Consider the following 18,471-nt stretch of genomic DNA (forward strand, 5'->3'; position numbering starts at 1 on the left):
ATATGAACACCGTTCACGAACACCTGCCATTCTCCGGCTATTCCGCTGCGTATGCGCTGCCGCGCATTATTAGATGCGGGACAAATCTTTTTCTCGCACAGTTTGCATTCATGAAGCTTCTCCCGGCGAAGTACATCATCGAGAAAGCCTTGGCTCGAGGGACTTTGACGCGTAACATGAAAGTTTTGGAGACGTCGAGCGGAACCTTCGCGCTGGGATTGGCTGTAGTCTGCCGGGAATTTGGGTTCCCTCTCGAAATTTTCACAGACCCAGTGATGGATAAGGGACTGGAAAACAGGTTGAGGTCACTAGGTGCGAAAGTTTTCGTAGTAACTGAAAGCGCGAAGCAGGGCGGCTATCAAAGAAGCCGCCTGGACGCGTTGCACGCTAGAATGAGACAATTGGACCAATCCTGTTTCTGGCCCCGACAATATGAAACACCCGACAACCCTGCAGCCTATAAGTGTTTCGCCGACCAGATCTCGGAGATTCTTGGTCCCGACGTCACATTGGTGGGCTCGGTTGGATCAGGCGGCTCTACCTGCGGAACAACAGAGCGCCTCCGCCAAAAGTCCCCTAGTGCCCGCCTGATTGGAGTGGACACTTTCAATAGCGTCATTTTTGGTCAACCGGACGGCGAGCGGAAACTGCGGGGACTGGGGAACAGTCTTGTCCCGAAGAACGTGAAGCACGAACTGTATGACGAAGTGCATTTCACATCGGCTCCGCTTGCGTTTGCTGCAACGCGTGCCCTCCACGAGTGGCACGCCATTTTCGCTGGTCCAACCTCCGGAGCGAGCTACATCGTTGGGCGTTGGCGCGCTCGTCAGTATCCAAGAGAGACCGTAGTCGTCATAGGTCCTGATGAAGGCCACCGCTACGTCGAAGCTGTTTACGACCACGATTGGCTCAAGCAAAACGGATGTCTACATGAAGGTGTCCTTCTGGACGCTCCGGTTAGCGAAGAGCATCCCTCGACTGCTCTTCCGCCGTGGAACCGATATCGTTGGAAGCGGAAAAGCCGGGAAGCAGTCCTAAATGCGTTGGAGGACTTTGATGAACCGCGGTAGTTTTCTTTTCGTGGAAAGCAACACGACAGGTACTGGCGAGGTACTGCTGAAGCGGGCCCGAGTCCTAGGCTTTGAGCCTTACCTCGTTACCCGTAATCCTGCCCGCTATCCGTTTCTTAGGGCGTCCGTCGCTCAAGTGATCGAAGCTGAAACGCGTAATCCGGATGAACTCATAGTGACCGCCGCCAAGTTACCAAGGCTGGCGGGAATATATTCGTCGTCGGATTATTTTGTCGAAGCAGCGTCAAGGGCCGCGAAGGGGATCGGGCTACCAGCGGCCAGTCCGGAAGCCATCGCGACGTGCCGGAACAAATGGATGCAGGTGGGCCAATTGCAGCGACAATCGGTCTCGGTGCCTGAGACTCGGCTGGTCGCTTCCGTCGAAGAGCTAAAGAGAGTTCTTGCCCAATCTATTTTCCCGGTGGTCGTGAAGCCGGTCTCTGGGAGTGGCAGTAGCGGAGTACGGCTTTGCGAAGACGCCGCAGCGGCCGTCAAGGCTTTTGAGGATGCAAAGGACGCGCTGCTCGACCAAGTCGACTTGCGCAGTCCCGAGATTCTGGTCCAGGAATACATTCGGGGTAAGGAATACTCTGCTGAGATCATTGCATCCAACGGTGTGCCGCATTGCCTCGGAATTATCGCCAAGCACAAGGGGCCGCGTCCCTGCTTCGTCGAGGTTGGACACGACTTCCCAGCCCCGCTTCCGGAGCCATCGCTAGAGGAACTGGCTTCCTTCGCAGCAGGCGCAGTATCGGCTTTGGGTCTGGAGTTCGGGCCGGCTCATGTGGAATTCGTCATGGCGGAATCCGGCCCAGTCGTCATTGAGGTCAATCCCCGGATGGCCGGCGGGATGATCCCGGTCATGCTCTCGCACGTCTTGGGCACGTCGATCCTCGACATGGTGATCAAGCTCTATGCGGGTGAAGAATTCGCACCTCCACATTCGAGCAAGCGGGCGGGAGCGATCCGTTTCCGACTTGCTGACAAGTCCGGGAAGCTCAAAAGCCTGGCCTTTTCTCGGAATCCTGAGCCAGCCGTGCCCGAAGCGGGTCTTCTGAAATTTGAGGGCCAGCAAATACAGATCATGGGCGACTTCAGGGATCGCGTGGCCTATGCAGTTGGCGTCGCTGATGAACTCGACGCCGCTGTCGAAGCAGCTGAACGGACGATCGATTCGATTTCCATTGAAATCGAGGCGACGCCTGGTAGGTCGGAAAGCAAGCGCGTTGCCGAGCCGGGGGAAGACGGGTGGTCCTTGCATCCCGAAGCGATGAAGCTGCTCGCTCCGCCCATCGACATCCCGCGGGACGGTCGCCTCCTGCAATTCCAAGCTGCTATAGACGAAGCACATCTGGTGATGCTCGCCGACCAAGCCTTAGTCAGCCAAGCTACAGCTGCAGACCTGCTCACGCACATTTCGGACCTCCAGGGCGAAGGCTTCCGATCTTTGAACGGTCGTGATGCTCCGCGTGGCATTTATTTGGCTTATGAGGCCGAGCTTGCCGCAAGAGCAGGTCCGGAAAGGGCCGGTTGGCTCCACCTGGCAAGGTCCCGCAACGACTTGAACGCGACGATTTCTCTTCTGGCTCTCCGCGAAGCCGTGTGCTCGACCTCGCTAGAGATAGGAATTGCGCAAGATGCCCTTCTTGAACGAGCGGAACAGGCATCGAGCCTTCTAGCCCCACTTTACAGTCAGTACCAAATCGCGCTTCCAGGGTCGCCGGGACACTACCTGCTCGGCGTTTTCTTCGCCCTCGGACGCGAGCGCCAGCGGCTTCATTCCCTGCTGGAAGACGTCAGGAGTTGTCCCATGGGGGCCGGTGCCGGCGGCGGGACCAGCATGCCGATAGACCCCTCGAAAACTGCGAGCCTCCTGGGATTTGAACAGCCGTCGTTAAACTCCCTTGACGCAGTCGCAAGCCGAGACTTCCATCTACATGGGCTTTCACTCTTTACCGGTGTCTCGATTTTGCTCAGTCGTGTGGCCCAGGATCTGCAGGTTTGGACGACGCGCGAGTTCGCGCTCATCGAAGTTCCTCGCAATCTTGCGGGGGGCTCTTCCATGCTGCCACAAAAGAAGAACCCATATCTTCTAGAACACATCAAGGGCGCGGCAAGCACCGTGATAGGCGCATATGTGTCTGCGGCCACGGCAACCTGCAAATCGCCGTTCAGCAACTCGATCGAATCGAGCAACTACGGCTGCTCTCCCCTGCGGCTTGCGGTAGACGCACTTACTCGGGCCATAACGCTTACATCGATCATCGTTAAGTTCATGTCGTTCAACGCGACATCGATGCGGGAACATCTGGAAGACGGCTTGGCCATGACGACCGTTGCCGCCGAACGAATGGCGTCGCGAGGCATTCCTTTCAGGAACGCCCACACACAAATTGGCGAGATCGCGACGCGCCTCTCGCAGGTGAGCTGCGCCGACAAGCGCCGGAGCGAGCTGGCCAGCGAGCTGGGTGATGTATTGCCGGCAAGCCTTGAGGAGTGCAGAGATGCTCTGCGCTTCGGTGGCGGGCCCGGCAAAGCATCGACCGATGCCCAGCTTTCTATGGCAAAGATGCTCTTTCGGGACGCGCAGCTGAAATGCACGGGCATACGGGAACACTGGGCGCGCGCCGAGATGCACCGCAAACAGAGGATTAAAGAACTCATTGACAAGCATCAAGCCACCTGACGAAGTACATATATGATGACCTCCATTCCAACGAAGGCGACGCCATCCCGTTCAAGGCTATCGGTTCCTTCGTTGCCGCAACGCATCACGCGAAAGTTCGCGTCGGCACGCCGCGACGCGGATGAGCTTTAACCCGGATCTGATTGTCGAGCGGAACAAGTCGTATCGAGCCGGGTTCCCCGGGTTTGCTCCCTCCAATAGTCGCAAATCGGGATACTTGATCAACAATATGCAGCCAGCCTGCACCAACAACAGTTTGAGGACAATGTATCAAGTTTCATGGGGACTCCTCGACTAAGGCGGGAAAATGAGTCTAACCAAGCTACTGTTTCGCTCACGACGCTAAAATCCCTCTCTTTGTGAGCGGCTGAAGCAAAAATAGGAAGTAAGATAATGGCGCCACGCGCTCGCAAGAAAACAAAAATGATCGGCACGATTGTGCCGATCGCCAGAAATAAAAAAATCCCGTTTGAGATAATTGATGACAGGTTTATCTCTAATTGGCTGGCTGAGCAAAAGTTGGCGGGTGTGGATTATATCTCATTTCACACGCCCGACGAGCATGAAGCGGCAACTGGTGGCTTTGACTATTGCGAGCGGCTGGCGAATGAAGACGTACTGTCGGCGGCTGCATTCGAGGCGAGGAAGAAGGGGTGCGATTCAGTCGTGTGGGCTTGCACATCTGCTAGTTTCTTTAGAGGAGTGCAGTATGCACGCCGACAGATACAACTGCTCTCAGAAAGTGCCGCGGCGCCGGCTACCAATACGTCAATGGCGTTTTTGGCAGCGCTCGACGCTCTCAGAGCAAAGAGGGTTGATGTCGTGTTGCCCTATTCACCTGAAATTGCGAAAATGATGGTCTCATTCCTCTCTGAGGTCGATATCGGCGTTGGACGCGTGTGGCACATGGAGGCTCCCACGAGCGGAGGTTTTTTTGAAATAGACTGCGAAGCTGAACTGGCGAAGTTTGTGTCGTCAAGGCCATTTTCCACGGATCCAATTCTAATTCCCTGTACTGCAATCAGCTCCTTGAAACGCGTGGAAGCTTTTGAGAAGATTTCGGGACGGCCGGTCATCACCGCCAATCAAGTCACCGTTTGGCATGCACTCGTGCTCGCCGGGCTGACACCCAGCATCTTAGATGCGGGCTCGTTCCTTAGATCATGCGCGCAGACAGGCAATGGAGCATTCCGTTCACCGCTGGAGAATTGAGAGTGAGTACAACCGAAGGCTGTGTTCTTCCATGAGAAAAATGGCGTCCGGCAGTCATCAATGCTCGAAGCCGGACCAGATTTGCACGAGTTGCAGTTCCTATTTGTCTGTGAATGAACGCTCTTCATTAGCTGCGGTACTTTGACTGCTCGACCGGGGGAGAATGAGACTTTTCTGCCCAACGTGTGTGGTCGCTACCCAGAGTAGGGGCGCGACCAGCCCGACGCACGAACAGTTTTAAACCCAGCCGCCAACCCTGCGGTCGAGGCGTTCGCTCGCCGATCTGCGCGCGCGAAGCAGCGAATCGCACTCGATACTCCGACCCCCGGACCGCGCCGTCGCCTGCCGCGTCGACATTCCCTCGTCGCAAACTTTCAAGACCTGGGACCAAGACCCTCGCTGAGTGCTGAGTGTCCCTTGCCCATATTCTTGCATCCTTGCCGCCGTGCCTGATTGGCATTAGCTTTCCGGCAGAAGCTGCAGGACGCACGCCGATCCCTGGCGGCAAGAACGCTTGGCAAAACGCTGGGTTCGCAAAGTGGCCATCTTGAATATATTGCCGATAGACCCCGCATTGTTCAGCCAACCTATGGCGCGAGGCCGGTTTGGAACAGCTGTCCCCAGCCGGGCACGGCATCGCTGCATCCCGCAAGACGCAGGGCGTGCCAGCACAGCGCCTGATTAGACGTGATGAGGTGCTTGGCCGTCTGTTTCTCGATACTGTCGATCACCGAGGCGGCGCGCATTTGCGTACAGGCGATTACCAGGGTGTCGACGTCCGCTCCGTTGATCACGCGCGTAGCCGCAAGTTCGATACTTGCGGGTGAGATGAAAGGAGCTTCGTCTCCGATATTGCCGTTGGCGTTGTGAAAGGCTCCTGCCACCACGACCTCACCACCGGTTGCTTCAATGCCCGTGATCATCCTCTCGGCGATATCACGCGGGTAGGGCGAGACATATGCGATGCGTTGCGAGCCAAGTGCGCGAAGAGCGGCCACAATGCCGGTGAATGGGTCAGTCACCAATGCGTTTGGATGAACGTTCTGGATGTGGCGGCGCAGCTCGTCGGGGCCGATGATCATTGCGGCAGAGGTGCATCCGAGGGCAACCACGTCGGAAGGCCGCAGGTTGTTGATCTGTCGCACTGCTAGATCGATATCATCGGCTTGTTTGCGAAGAACCTCCATAGTGACCGCCTTATTTTTCTGCCGGGCCGCTAGCACACGGCTTTCATAGAGGGCGACGCCGGGCAGATCGAGCATGGCGCGCGCCTCGCGGGACAATGTCTGATCATTTGAAATGACCACCATTCCGATATGAGCACGCGAACCAAAGCCCGCGTCCAGCTCAAAATCTAGATCTGTCCATCTGCGTTTGGTCGGGAAGGTCTTGAGCTGTGCCATACAAGTCACCTGGGGAATTCGCTTGCCCGCAACGTATAATAGGTATACTCGTTTCGTCAAACGGCGGCAAGTCGCCAGATGTCCGGTCGGCCTTACTATGCAGTCGCCGATTGAGCAGGTGGTCGACGTTCTAGAGCCGACCGACGTTCGTGGAATGCGTACGGGTTCGAGTGTTCGGCATCGGCTCCTTCAGCCTGATAGACAAGCTTGAGAGCCGGTTTCCTGCTGCGCAGCCTACAGAGTGCAGATTTCATTTGGCCTATCGATGATCAAAACGCCGGCAGAGATCGCCCAGAACGACTTGCGCTTGAGATCGCGCATGACGCATTTCACCATTGGCTGTCTGATCCTGGGAATGACGGAGAGGCAGTTCGCCAAGGCGCTTACGCTGAACCTCATTGAGCGCGGCGCTGAATCGGTTCCCCGGCTTACAGTGCGGTTCGGACGCAAGGATATGACTTACAGTCTACCGCCGACCGATCCGCGCTGGCAGAGGACGATTTCATCGGCGTTGATATTGGTGCCGTTTTTCGGCCTTGATTGCCCAAGTCAACCCGATCGCCAAGGCGGGCCGCGTCACCAATGAAGAGCAAGACATCGCCAGGTTCGAGACATGACGATTGCGACCTTGTCCGCAATCAAGCCCGGTATGCCGGGGTCGATGTGTATGGGGTGTTCGAGGGCTTTCGCGACGGAGTGGGAGTTCGGGTTCAAGTGTAACTGCATCCCGAATCGGCCATGGCTCCGGTCGTAACCTGACGGACCCGCCGTCGATCGCGGCCACCTCGAAGGAGGTGCTTCAGAAAGCAATGATTATTCACGTCAAACCGAAATACGAACTGGATGGTGGGGTGTTTCAGATCGAGGAGGTCGCCGTCGTGACGAAGGATGGCGCCGACCCGATCAGCGGGCTCTCCGAAGAAAAGTTTCCGGAAAATGGGATCTAGTGCAGAACAATCCGCCCGAAGCCATGACGCGAAAATAGCGAGAGCCAATGAGTTTCATCAGCATCATGCGAGGGATATTCGAGGGCTTCAATATCACCGCAGTCATCACCGGACTGGGTTTGTGCTATGCGATCCCCTTTGCCTTGGTTGCCGGAGTTCTGCAGCATTTTCTGCGTGGTTGGGCATACCTCGGAATTACTGCTATTATCGAATTCTGGCGCAGTTCGCCCGTTATCGTGCTGCTGTATGCCTTCTATTACTCGTTGCCGGCTTTCGAGATCTACCTGTCGGGAATCGCCGTGGGGGCACTGGTTTTGGGGCTCAACATTGGCGGGTATGGCAGCCAATCAGTCCGTGCGGCGCTACAGGCGCTCGATCGGGGGCAGAAAGAGGCGGGACTGGCTCTCGGGCTAAGTCGGTTGGATGTGTTGCGGCTCATCGAGCTGCCACAGGCGATCGCCGCAATGATGCCGACATTCATCAATTTGGCAATCCAGCTTATCAAGGGCACTGCTCTAGTTTCGCTGCTGTCGCTCACCGACATGACGTTTCGCGCGAAGGAAATCTCGCAACTCAGCTACAATCCGGTGCGCATCTACTCTGGATTGCTTTTGGCTTATTTCATCGTCTGCTACCCGGTGACGATCCTCGGCCGTTATCTAGAGAAAAAACTCAGCAAAGGTCGGACGCGTATCAATGAGTTTTGACCTAGATTTTGCGATCGAGATCATTCCGCTGGTACTGAAGGGAATCGGCAACACGATCCTTGTGGCGATACTGAGCTTCATCGGCGCGTCGTTTGGGGGAATCATCCTGGAGACGCTTCGCCGGTCTCACTGGATAGTCCGTCCTTTGGCGCAGCTGCTAATTGATGCAATCCGCTCCACACCTGTTCTGGTCCAGCTCTATTTTATCTATTTCGTTCTGCCCTATTACGGGATCACCCTGCCTGCTTTCTTTACCGGGGTTCTGGGGCTGAGCATCTACTACTCCGGATATCTGTCCGAGGTGTTCAAGGCGGGGATCGACGCCGTTCCGGCGGGGCAGAGCGAAGCCGCTTTCAGTCTCGGATTGAGTTGGTTCGACGGGTTAATTTTCGTCATTGCACCGCAGATGCTGCGAAATGTGGCGGCGCCCCTAGGCGCGTACTCCGTGTCGGTTCTAAAGGCGACGCCGTACCTTGCGGTCATTGCGGTCCCTGAAATGTTGGGAAGTGCATTCGATGTGTCCTCAGCAACTTATCGCTACGCCGAGCCAATGGCTGTCGCCGGGGTACTGTTTCTCGCTCTGGCTCTGATCGCCGTTGCGCTGGTCAGTCAGTTGGAACGTCGACTCGGGTTGACCTACAACAGCACAGGTAACGAGGTGCATCATGATCGCGATCAATCGTCAAGACATGCTGATTCGTAGCGGTCAAGCAGCCCAAGCGGATGTGGCCATTCGGATCGAGAACCTGTCCAAATGGTACAGCGATTTCCCAGTGTTGACTGACATCTATCTCGAGGTCGCACATGGCGAACGCATAGTCATTTGCGGCCCCTCGGGTTCCGGCAAATCGACACTCATCCGGTGCATCAATCAGTTGGAGGTGCATCAGAAGGGCCGTGTAGTCGTGAATGGAGAAGAGCTCCGCCCGGAGTGAAAGGGCTAGCCGAGGTGCGGAGCAATGTCGGAATGGTGTTTCAACAGTTCAATCTGTTTCCGCATCTGACCGTGCTCAAGAACTGTACGCTTGCCTTGCGCCGTGTACCAAAAATCACCAAGGCAGAGGCAGAAGCCACAGCACTCGAAAATCTCGCGCGAGTGCGTATCGCGGAACAGGCACATAAGTATCCAAGCCAATTGTCGGGCGGGCAGCAACAGCGCGTGGCGATTGCCCGCGCGCTTTGCATGAAGCCTAAGGTGCTGCTTTTTGATGAACCGACCTCCGCACTTGATCCTGAGATGATCAAGGAAGTTCTCGATGTCCTGAAGCTATTGGCGAATGACGGGATGACGATGGTTTGTGTGACCCATGAAATGGGTTTTGCGCGCAACATCGCGGATCGAGTGGTCTTCATGGATGCAGGCAAAAATCGTCGAGCAAAGCGAGCCAGAGGAATTCTTCAGCAATCCCTCCAATGAACGCATCCGGGTGTTCCTTGAGCAGATATTGCATTAAGGGCCGTTTACAATCAGAACGTCCATAGCAATGCTGAAACGAGGTTGATGCGACCTGCAAGCAGGCGTCCGTCTTTTCGTAGGCCCGTTGCGATGCGTCGGAACGCCTTGAGCTTCTCGACGAAATGGCGCCACTTGTACATTTCGGCTTCGTGAGGGATGCGTCCGGCGCGGTCGGCTTTGGAGGGGACAACTGCGACGCCGCCGTGCTCGTTCAGATTGGCGCGCAGCCATTTGTCGTCGAAGGCTTTGTTGCCGATGAGGGCCTCAAGATTGGGACCCGTGATGAGCGGCTCGACCCCGATGCCGTCATGACGCTGGCAGGCGGAAGGAGGAAGCGGACGAGTTGGCCGAGGGCATCGAGGAGCGCCATGGTTTGGTGGTCAACCCGCCGCGAGTTGCGCGCACCCGGTTGACTTCTGGTTTATACTAGGTATACCGCTCGGAGCGTCTATCTTGAGGTCCGCACGAATCTTGGCAATGTTCGGTTTGGTGGGAAGTCGGAACAACGGTATGTGGGGCCTGTGAGCATTTCTCTGTTGGGAAGCGCGACGTCACTTCACGAGGCGATCCGGGAAAAACTTCTGGAGCGAATAAAGGGTGGGGCCTATCGGGCTGGTTCGCTCATCCCGTCCACGACAATGTTGAGCAAAGAATTCGGCGTCAGCGCCATTACCGTAAAGCGGGCGCTGCGTGATTTGCAGTCCTTGGGTATGCTGACGTCTATTACCGGAAAGGGGACGTTCGTAAAGCACAACAAGCGCTTTCTTCTTGAGCTAGATGCCTCGATGTCCTGGCTTGTGAATGCCAAACTGCGCCTCTTGTCGGTCGCCCGAGAGAAGATTGCGGAACCTGCGATGCAGACATTCGAGCCGCCGGAAGCTGCGATGCTGTGCGTCCGCAAGATTGTCTTCTCTGGGGATAATTCTCCCATCATGTACGATGCGGCTTACCTGTCGTCAGATGTCGATGGCCATATTGTTGATGAGTTCGGCGCCGGTTTCGTAACAAGCGTGCTTAATCGGCATAATATCAATATTACAAATATCAGAATAATTATTGATGCGGCGCCGGCTTCGGGAGAACCCGCCGAGGTTTTTGGGATCCCCAGCGGATACCCCATGCTTCGGCGGCTTTATCACATCACCACGGATAAACCAGAAATGACCCTATATGGCATCACGGAATCCCCGTTCGACAGGCTGGGTTGCGTGTTCAATTTCCCTTCCGTGCCGCGAAAGGCCCAACTGTCCGAGTTTGTGAAGTGAGGGCCGGAAGGGCTTAGCTACGCAAGATTCTCCACGTTCAGACTTTCGCCGTCGCGATTGTTGCGGTCAGGAACCCGACACCGAGCAGTATCGCGTCACGTCCATTCTTCGTAACCGCTGTTCTCAGGCCACGGCCTTGAGCGGCGCGGGGGCATAGGCCCAGGGCAGCAGGTCGTCGAGCTGGCTTTGCGGATGGCCTGCGACGATGCGGGCGATGACGTCGGCGAGCTAGGCGTACGGGTCGACGCCGTTGAGTTTCGCGGTTTCTACGAGCGAGGCGATGGTCGCCCAGTGCTCGCCACCGCCGTCGGAACCGGCGAAGAGCGCATTCTTCCGATTGAGGGCGATTGGCCTGATCGAGCGTTCGACGACGTTGGAGTCGATCTCGACGCGGCCGTCGTCGAGGAAGCGACCAAGTCCGGCCCAGCGCGAGAGCGGGTAGCGGATTGCTTCTGCGAGCTTGCTCTTCTGGCTGACCAAGGTGAGCTTCTCGCGCAGCCATGGCTGGAGGGTATCGATGACGGGGCGGCTCTCTCCTGGCGGGCGGTTCGCCGCTCTTCGGGCGAGCGTCCCCGTATCTCGCTCTCAATCCTGTAGAGCTCGGCGATGCGCTGGAGCGCCTCGGCGCGGGTCCGGACTGGGCCAGTTCGTAGAACCGGCGACGGACATGCGCCCAGCAGAACGCTAGGCTCACGGCATTGCGCTCGGCCAACGCCCGGTATCCGGCGTAGCCGCCGACTTGCAGGATTCCGACGAAGCCCTGAAGGTGCCGGAGTGGCTGTTCGGCCTTGCGGTCGGGCGCATAGAGATAGGCGACACCGGGCGGATCGATCCCGCCCCAGGGGCGATCGTCGCGCGCATAGGCGAACAGCTGGCCCGTCTTGGTGCGGCCGCGCCCGGGATCGAGCACCGGCGCCGTGGTCTCGTCGGCGAAGAGCTTGCCGGACGCCTTCAGCCGCTCGAACAGCCGCTCGTGGATCGGCCGTAGCAGGAAGGCTGCCTTGCCGACCCAGTCGGCGAGCGTGGACCGATCCAGGTTCACGCCCTGCCGGGCATAGATCTGCGCCTGGCGATACAGGGGAAGATGGTCGGCATACTTCGACACCAGCACGTGGGCGACGGTCGCTTCGGTCGGGATGCCCCCCTCGACGAGGCGCTCCGCTGCGGGCGCCTGCACCACGACCTCCTCGCAGCTCCGGCAGGCATACTTCGGTCGGCGCGTGACGATGACACGGAATTGGGCCGGCACGATGTCGAGGCGCTCGGAGCGATCCTCGCCCATGACGTGCAGCATTCCCTTGCAGCACGGGCAGATCTTGTCGGGAATGTCGATGACCTGCTCGATACGCAGCAGGTGCGCGGGCAGTGCACCGCGGTTGGTGCGGCGCTTGCTGGCGCGAGCCTCGCGCTTGGCAGGGTCGGCGGTGTCCTCTGCGGCGAAGCCCTCCGCCTCGACCTGCTCGGCCTCTTCCAGGCCCAGCAGCAGCTGGTCGACTGGCAGGCTCTCTGCCCTGCGGCCGAAGCGGTGGCGCTGCAGTTCCTTGATGATCTGGCGCAGCCGCTCGTTCTCGGCGCGCTCCGCCGCGAGCATCGCCTGAAGCGCGATCGGATCGTTGGTCTGAGGCTCGGCCGGATTGCTCACAAGGCCGATTCAATCATGCATTCCAATGCTTTGCCAGCGTCTCTGGCCTACCATGGAATCAACTTGCCGCGACCGGCGCGCGCGTCTCGCGGGTGTCATGCACGCGCCGCCAATCCAACCCTTCCAGGAGCGCCTGCAATTGCGCCGCCGACAACCTCACCACGCCATCGGTGATGGCAGGCCAGCAGAACTTCCCGTCCTTCAGACGCTTCGCCAGCAGGCACACGCCGGTGCCGTCGAAGTACACCAGCTTGACCCGGTCGGCGCGCTTGGCCCTGAAGACGTAGACCGCGCCGGAGAACGGATCGGCGCCCATCGTCTCACGCACCAGCGCCGCCAGGCCCTCGGCCCCCTTGCGGAAGTCCACCGGCTTCGTCGCGACCATCACCTTGACCATACCCGTCGGCCCGATCACGACGGCGTCTTCAGCGCACGGATCACCGCCGCCACCGTCCTGGCGTCGGCGCCACGACCGACCCGCATGGCGACGCCGTCAATCTCCAGCTCGATCACGCCGGCTTCTCGCGCGGCCTTCCGCTTCCGTGTCGATCTCGCGCGCTTCCCCGCCGGTTCGGGTTCCTGTGCCGCGACCACTGCTGGAACAAACAACGGCTCCGGTGCCGGCGCATTCGCCAACGGCACCCGCGCGGACCGGCGCCAGGCGAACAGCTGCTGCCGGGACAATGCATGTCGCCGAGCCACCGCGCTCACGGTCTCGCCAGCATCGTAGCTTTCCGCCACGATCCGCGCCTTCTCCTCCGGCAACCATTCGCGCCGCCGTCCAGAACCCGTGAATATCTCAAGCCGTCGAACCGGCTCCTCGTCCCTGGAATTAAGCGTAAGCTCTGAAATCGTCATCTGTCGAAGCCCTCAAAGGCTCCGAGCATCGTGGCTCACGACCACGCGCGAAAGGTGGCGCCGGGACAGCGCTCACCATTCTTCTGCCGATGGCAGCTGATCGTGATCTGCACTCGGGGGCGTTCGCTTCTGAACGCCGTGCGGTCTGATCCGCCTCATACGGGCGCACCAAGGGGCTCGGTTTGAAGAAAGCTGAAAGCTGAAATGGTAACTCCCTGGATGCAACCGCCGCTCGGAACGCGGATATCTGAGGCAAACCTGACCACTTCTTCATTTCGTCGTCGCTATGTCACCCATGCGGACGCCTGATCCCGCCTTATGCCCGCGCAATGCTGCGATGATCTGCTCTTGCGTGAACCACTTTCTCTTCAATGGCCTGCCAGGTAGGGGCCGGATTGTTCTTAATCGGACGGAGTCGGAAATGGTGCGATGGACCAATCGATTAAGTCTATGGCATCCTGAAGTATCGTCGTGGTCTGAGCAAAGCTGGGTGAAACGGCGATGAGATGTCCGATCCAGTCTCGGTAGTCGCCTTTTCTGACGATCGGCATCTTGGGTTCAACATAGAATTTGGCCTCGATTATGCCTTCTACAGCAGCCGCCTGACTGTCGCCACTTATCCACTCGAGGGTGCCATCGCGATCAGCAATTAGAAGCCGCGCGGCCGCAGTGTACGAATGCCTTCTGCGCAAATCCCATTCGTCGCCTATCACGGCCTTGATGTGCTCGGTGACGAGATCGACACCGTAAGCCACCTGAACCAACCGAGGAGTGGGCGCGCCGCCAACACGCGGATTGACTTCAATGACGATTGGGCCCAGCTTCGTCCACCGGAGTTCAACATTCGAGGGTCCCCAGCCAAGGTCCAGAGCTCGCAAACAGCTCAGCGAAACATCGGCGAGACGTTCATACTCTTCATCAGTAAGCGCGACCGGGAAGATCGACTCACGATAGACGAACTGCGGTGGGGGGCCAAAGCCTGTGGCGGAAATTCCGATAACCGCAGTTCCCATCATCTGAGCGCCATAATGCGGGCCTTGTGCGAATTCCTCGACCAGTAAGCTCGGCGAAGACCGCCATATGTGATCGCCGCCCAAGAGATAGGCCGTATGTTCAGCCAACTCGTCGGCGTTGCGGCACAATTGGACACCGCTGCTGCCGCTGCCCACGACTGGCTTAAGAACTACTGGCAAGCCGATCTCCTCGGCGGCGCGTTCTACATCCGTCGCATTCCTCGCCAAGCGATAAGCAGGTACTGGAACCCCGGCCTTGGCGAGAAGCTGACGTTGAGTGAATTTGTTGCAGCATCGTTCAATCGATGCGGGGTTCGGTCCCGGTAGATCGAAACGCCGGCAGAGTTCGGAAGCCATCACACAGGCCAACTCGTCGGCGCCCGAAAAGCCGGTAATGCCCGAAATATCAAAGGTCGCACGTACCCGGGCACATTCGTGGATTAGCGCATCGAGATTGTCTGTATCGACACGGATTGCCTCAATTCCTTCCGCCATAAGATAGTCGTACTGAGTTGGATTAGCCGACAGAGTAATTGGATGCAGACCAAGACGCCGGGCCGCTTTCACGTATAGCAAACCAATACCACTGTGGCCTTCAACCAGGATGAGCGCCCTTTTTGTCATTGGCGTTGACCTCCGTTGCGTGCTGTGCGGCGGGCCGAGGTAAATAGGCATCAGGCATTCTGACCTCCGACTAGATTCTCGGTCCGTGATACGTTGCTTGCATGCGCCGTGCCAAAGGAGAAGACGTGTTGAAACAACCTGATGGCGCTCATACCACTATGTCGCATGTCCGACATCGTCAGACATTGCCCGGATAAATGTCTGCGGTCCACAATTGCAGGCGGACGGCTGCGATGGCGTCGCTGAATGTGAAGCGGTTTGGTGTACCCTATGCCGCGGCATTGGGTACAGCGTCATAGCTGAGCAGGTTGTCGGCCCAAGTCGTGACGAGGGAATTGAGGCTGAGCGATGCAGGGGTGGCTCGATGCCAAGTCGGACCATTGAGGCTGGTCTTCACCCCGCGATGGCGCGCACTTCGGCAAAGGTGACCTCGACCTGCTAGCGTCGGACAAAGAAGGCAAGGATGTCCTACAGCAAGAGATCGCAACCCCTGCTGAAGAAGGCCTGCACCGGACGCTGGCCACTCGGATCACGGACGAGAACCCGTCTCAACGGCACGATTTTGCTGCCGGGGCGGTACCACAGTCCGGTGCCTGAAGTCGCCAGTTGGCATTTCTCCTCGCTGTTTGCCGCCTTCCGACGGCGCGTGGTTCACTCGGTGACGACCCGAACGCTGCCGCGGAACCCTTGCACCGTGAGCCGTCGCCACAGTCACCGATTGACAGGCTAATTGAAGACAATCTGTTTAAAGTCCGCTTAGTCGTCTGCTCCGAGCCGCTGGGAACGCAGTCGGATTACCCCGACGCCGTTATCGATCTCGATTTTAGTGCCAAACGTCTCGGAGAGTTCCTGAATTCTGTTCAAAATGGCGTGCCCTTGCGCCGCAGGAGCTAAGCGTGGCACCCCGCGGTTGGCAAACCTATTCAAACGACCGAGCTCAATCGGATAGAGCCTTATTTCGGCCAACTGGTTATCCTCGAAACAGCTCACGCTGACGACGCTTTCATAAAACTCTGCGTCGCGCAGCGGTATAAACCCCTCTGCCGTTGGATATCCTACTGCCATCTCATGCACGCTTACTTCGGCATCGGTATCAGTCCGAGGGTCCTTACCGTGTGCGTCGAACATGTCAGCACCGACCGGGGACCTTAGGTCCTGATTGAAGAAATTCCCCAAAGCGTAAAAGATTGGTCGGGCTTTGTAGATTTCGATGCCCCTGACATGATGCGGTCCGTGGTTTATGTATACGTCTGCTCCAGCATCGATCAGTTTGCGTGCAAATGCTTGTTCGTAGTCAGCCGGTTCACGGCTAAACCCCCCAGGCTCGTGTCCGTGGTTTGTTGCTATGCAAAAATCCCCGAACTGCTTTCCCTGACGCACGTTGCGCAGAATATTGTCGACGTCTCGTGGATTTGGTTCAAAGCTATATCCCGGCTTTTCGCCAGCTTTGAATATTACCCCTTCAATGGCCACACGCGACGCGTCTTTCGGGGGAGGTGCATACCAGGGGAGCGCTTCTCGCACCTGCCTTAGGTTCTCCAGCATATCTTTCGAGACCACGACACTTTTCGCCAAACGAAGGGCATTAAGACCTGGTCTGCCTGGTGCCTCGCCGGCAGGATTACACGCGCGAGCCATAGGCTCGAACGTGGCCGCAAAGGAGACCAACGCCGCTCTACCACGTGGAGTTTCCAAGTATCGGGCGGCGCCGGCTTGAGCCAGGTTTTCACCAGCGCCCGCATGGACGATCCTGCTTTCATCTAACGCGCGACTTGTCTCGCGCAAACCTTCAACTCCCCAGTCCAGTGTATGATTATTCGCGCGGCTGACGATGTTGAAGCCCATCGCGCTCAGATCAGGCCCCACTTCCGCTACACTGATCAGATATGCTCCGCCATACTCTGCCTGAGGGCAACCTTTAGAGTGAACGGCCAAGATATTGGTCTCAAGGTTTCCGAAAACCACGTCGTTGCCATGTAAAATCTTGAGGACTTCTTCCAGACCTGGGTAATAGCCTTTTGTTACAGGCCGTCCGTAAAGAAGATCGCCAACTGCCGCCACTGTGAATCCATCAGCGATATTCGTAGCGATGGATCCAACTTCATCAAAACCATCGTCCTGAATAGCCATATGAGTGCTATTTTCACGTAGATCTCTTTCCATATGATCCCTCAGTTGCATGGCGCCAAATTCAAATTCATCGTGCTTGCGTTTTCCGATGCCTGAGGACCGAACCATGTTGCTCTGCCACGCCGCCCGCCGCAGACGGCACCCCCCATGAGACCTGTGAGCGCCTTGCGGCTGCCGGCGGCAGAAATTGTTGCCCACCAGAACCTCGGGCACATACCCCACCAGATTCGCTATCGTTCCGGCGGCGATGCACGCATTGAGTAGATTGCGTCGAGTAGTCGTCAACTTCCCTTTTTGTGAGCCCTGGCACAGTTACCCGCGCGCGTTCGGCCTTGTCTATCCCAAAGATTCGCCTACTGTTTCTCATAAGGCTGGTAGGCAGTCCAGGAAGGCTAGCACCGGTCAGAGGAGAGCCTGCCTCAAAATGCCGAAGTGCTGAAATGCGAGCAGCAAAAAGTGGGTTGGTTTGAAATGCATCGCCAACTCCGCCACCGCACAGGTTAATGCGGTGTGCCAGGCGCCTGAGTGGCTGGCAGCACCCGCCAACCGCAGTTGAGCCGCACGAATAGCCATATGGTCTACGGCTGGACCGGAGATGGCGCGGCGGTTTATGTATTCCACTACGTGCCGCTGATGCTGGACCCTTGGGCGCGGCCCCTCTGCGGTGGTGATCAACAGATGGGGTTCTCTGTGGAGCTGATTGCAAGCTCCTTCTCGGCGTATCCATGTTCCCTGCCGGCTCTGTGGTTCTCTTCCCGGTTAACACTGGGTCGCCGCATGTCAGCGTTCGGGACGTGGGTGCCTCGATGTAATCGACGCAGTACCTTATCAGGGCTGCGAGGTCACCAACGCCATCGTCCCGGCAGGGACATAACACCGCCAAAAAGGGCGGATGTTGCTATGGGCTTAGCTGGTGATCACGCGGTCGCCCCTCCTTCGACCAGTGGAATTCACTGCCGTCGATCCAGATCCGATGCATTATCACTGCCAGTTTGCGGGCGACGGCCACACGGGCTTCTTGCTGCCTATCCGCCGCGCCAGGCGCGCACCCCACGTTTGAGCGCAGACCATCTGCCGACCGAGCCAAGGGAGTGCCTCCAGCCTCGAAGAGGTAGCTGGGTGGGAGGGCATCACCGCATTTGACACAGACCCGTCAAGATCGACTTCTCCCGATTGATACCATCTCGGCGTCAAATCGAAGTCGGCACCAACACCAAATGAGCGGACAAAGCGCGCAGGATCATCCACCGCCGTGACGAAGCTGACGGCCGTCAAGACACCAATGCCAGGCACCGTCATCAACCTGCGGCAAGGATCGCTATGTTTGGCGAACCCGAGAAGGTGCTCCTCCAACGTTCTGATTTCTTGCTCAATGCGTGCGCGGACAGCCAGCAACGCTGAAACAGCCTCTTCAAGTCCAGGCACCCGCGCAGAACTCCTCATATTTCCTTCCACTGA

15 protein-coding genes and 1 pseudogene are annotated in these 18,471 nt (G+C 57.7%); 9 read left to right on the forward strand and 7 right to left on the reverse strand.

Translation table 11 applies throughout. The features are described from left to right. Positions 1-2 precede the first annotated feature (2 nt). The 3 genes from ACYHH6_RS09505 to ACYHH6_RS09515 all read left to right on the forward strand — a co-directional run bounded on the left by ACYHH6_RS09505 (position 3) and on the right by ACYHH6_RS09515 (position 4,968). On the forward strand, positions 3-1,070 hold the full coding sequence (locus ACYHH6_RS09505) for a cysteine synthase family protein (RefSeq protein WP_352522238.1): 1,068 nt from the start codon (positions 3-5) through the stop codon (positions 1,068-1,070). Beyond that, the gene (locus tag ACYHH6_RS09510) at positions 1,039-3,756 is read left to right on the forward strand and encodes a lyase family protein (protein ID WP_352522237.1); all 2,718 of its coding nucleotides are present in this window, start codon (positions 1,039-1,041) and stop codon (positions 3,754-3,756) included. The genes ACYHH6_RS09505 and ACYHH6_RS09510 overlap by 32 nt, the downstream gene beginning before the upstream one ends. Before the next feature lie 393 nt (positions 3,757-4,149). Further along, positions 4,150-4,968 (forward strand): maleate cis-trans isomerase family protein, encoded by an 819-nt coding sequence (locus ACYHH6_RS09515; RefSeq protein WP_352522236.1) that lies wholly within the window; start codon positions 4,150-4,152, stop codon positions 4,966-4,968. Positions 4,969-5,555: 587 nt separating this feature from the next. Here ACYHH6_RS09515 and ACYHH6_RS09520 read toward each other — a convergent pair. Beyond that, entirely contained in the window at positions 5,556-6,371 is an 816-nt protein-coding gene (locus ACYHH6_RS09520) for a maleate cis-trans isomerase family protein (RefSeq protein WP_352522235.1), read from the reverse strand. A 319-nt stretch (positions 6,372-6,690) separates the two neighbouring features. On the opposite strand from ACYHH6_RS09520, the gene ACYHH6_RS09525 reads away from it, so the two are divergent. The 6 genes and pseudogenes from ACYHH6_RS09525 (at position 6,691) to ACYHH6_RS09550 (ending at position 10,746) form a co-directional block, all read left to right on the forward strand. Next, complete coding sequence (locus ACYHH6_RS09525; RefSeq protein WP_352522234.1) at positions 6,691-6,957, forward strand: hypothetical protein; 267 nt, start codon at positions 6,691-6,693, stop codon at positions 6,955-6,957. A 34-nt stretch (positions 6,958-6,991) separates the two neighbouring features. Further along, the gene (locus tag ACYHH6_RS09530; RefSeq protein WP_352522233.1) at positions 6,992-7,318 is read left to right on the forward strand and encodes a M24 family metallopeptidase; all 327 of its coding nucleotides are present in this window, start codon (positions 6,992-6,994) and stop codon (positions 7,316-7,318) included. Between the two features lie 47 nt (positions 7,319-7,365). Continuing rightward, the gene (locus tag ACYHH6_RS09535; RefSeq protein WP_352593259.1) at positions 7,366-8,025 is read left to right on the forward strand and encodes an amino acid ABC transporter permease; all 660 of its coding nucleotides are present in this window, start codon (positions 7,366-7,368) and stop codon (positions 8,023-8,025) included. Then, a complete protein-coding gene (locus tag ACYHH6_RS09540) occupies positions 8,015-8,728 on the forward strand; it encodes an amino acid ABC transporter permease (RefSeq protein ID WP_352522231.1) in 714 nt (237 codons plus the stop codon). Before ACYHH6_RS09535 ends, ACYHH6_RS09540 begins: the two co-directional genes overlap by 11 nt. Beyond that, positions 8,715-9,479, forward strand: a pseudogene (locus ACYHH6_RS09545) (amino acid ABC transporter ATP-binding protein). Before ACYHH6_RS09540 ends, ACYHH6_RS09545 begins: the two are co-directional and overlap by 14 nt. Positions 9,480-10,002: 523 nt before the next feature. After that, entirely contained in the window at positions 10,003-10,746 is a 744-nt protein-coding gene (locus tag ACYHH6_RS09550; protein ID WP_352522230.1) for a GntR family transcriptional regulator, read from the forward strand. A 37-nt stretch (positions 10,747-10,783) separates the two neighbouring features. Here the strand turns inward: ACYHH6_RS09550 and tnpC are convergent, their stop codons facing one another. The 6 genes from tnpC to ACYHH6_RS09580 form a co-directional block, all read right to left on the reverse strand. Next, complete coding sequence (tnpC, locus tag ACYHH6_RS09555; RefSeq protein WP_488376746.1) at positions 10,784-12,388, reverse strand: IS66 family transposase; 1,605 nt, start codon at positions 12,386-12,388, stop codon at positions 10,784-10,786. Positions 12,389-12,446: 58 nt separating this feature from the next. Further along, on the reverse strand, positions 12,447-12,785 hold the full coding sequence (tnpB, locus tag ACYHH6_RS09560; RefSeq protein ID WP_435053502.1) for an IS66 family insertion sequence element accessory protein TnpB: 339 nt from the start codon (positions 12,783-12,785) through the stop codon (positions 12,447-12,449). Between the two features lie 14 nt (positions 12,786-12,799). Continuing rightward, positions 12,800-13,246 (reverse strand): IS66-like element accessory protein TnpA, encoded by a 447-nt coding sequence (tnpA, locus tag ACYHH6_RS09565; RefSeq protein WP_352593672.1) that lies wholly within the window; start codon positions 13,244-13,246, stop codon positions 12,800-12,802. A gap of 401 nt (positions 13,247-13,647) precedes the next feature. Continuing rightward, positions 13,648-14,883 carry an ATP-grasp domain-containing protein gene (locus ACYHH6_RS09570; protein WP_488500425.1) on the reverse strand — a complete coding sequence of 412 codons (1,236 nt, stop codon included), beginning with the start codon at positions 14,881-14,883 and terminating at the stop codon, positions 13,648-13,650. Between the two features lie 756 nt (positions 14,884-15,639). Continuing rightward, positions 15,640-17,046 (reverse strand): CapA family protein, encoded by a 1,407-nt coding sequence (locus ACYHH6_RS09575; protein WP_352522336.1) that lies wholly within the window; start codon positions 17,044-17,046, stop codon positions 15,640-15,642. A 948-nt stretch (positions 17,047-17,994) separates the two neighbouring features. Then, entirely contained in the window at positions 17,995-18,456 is a 462-nt protein-coding gene (locus ACYHH6_RS09580; RefSeq protein ID WP_352557373.1) for a transposase, read from the reverse strand. Between the last annotated feature and the right edge of the window lie 15 nt (positions 18,457-18,471).

The organism is Mesorhizobium sp. P171375, from assembly GCF_057786075.1.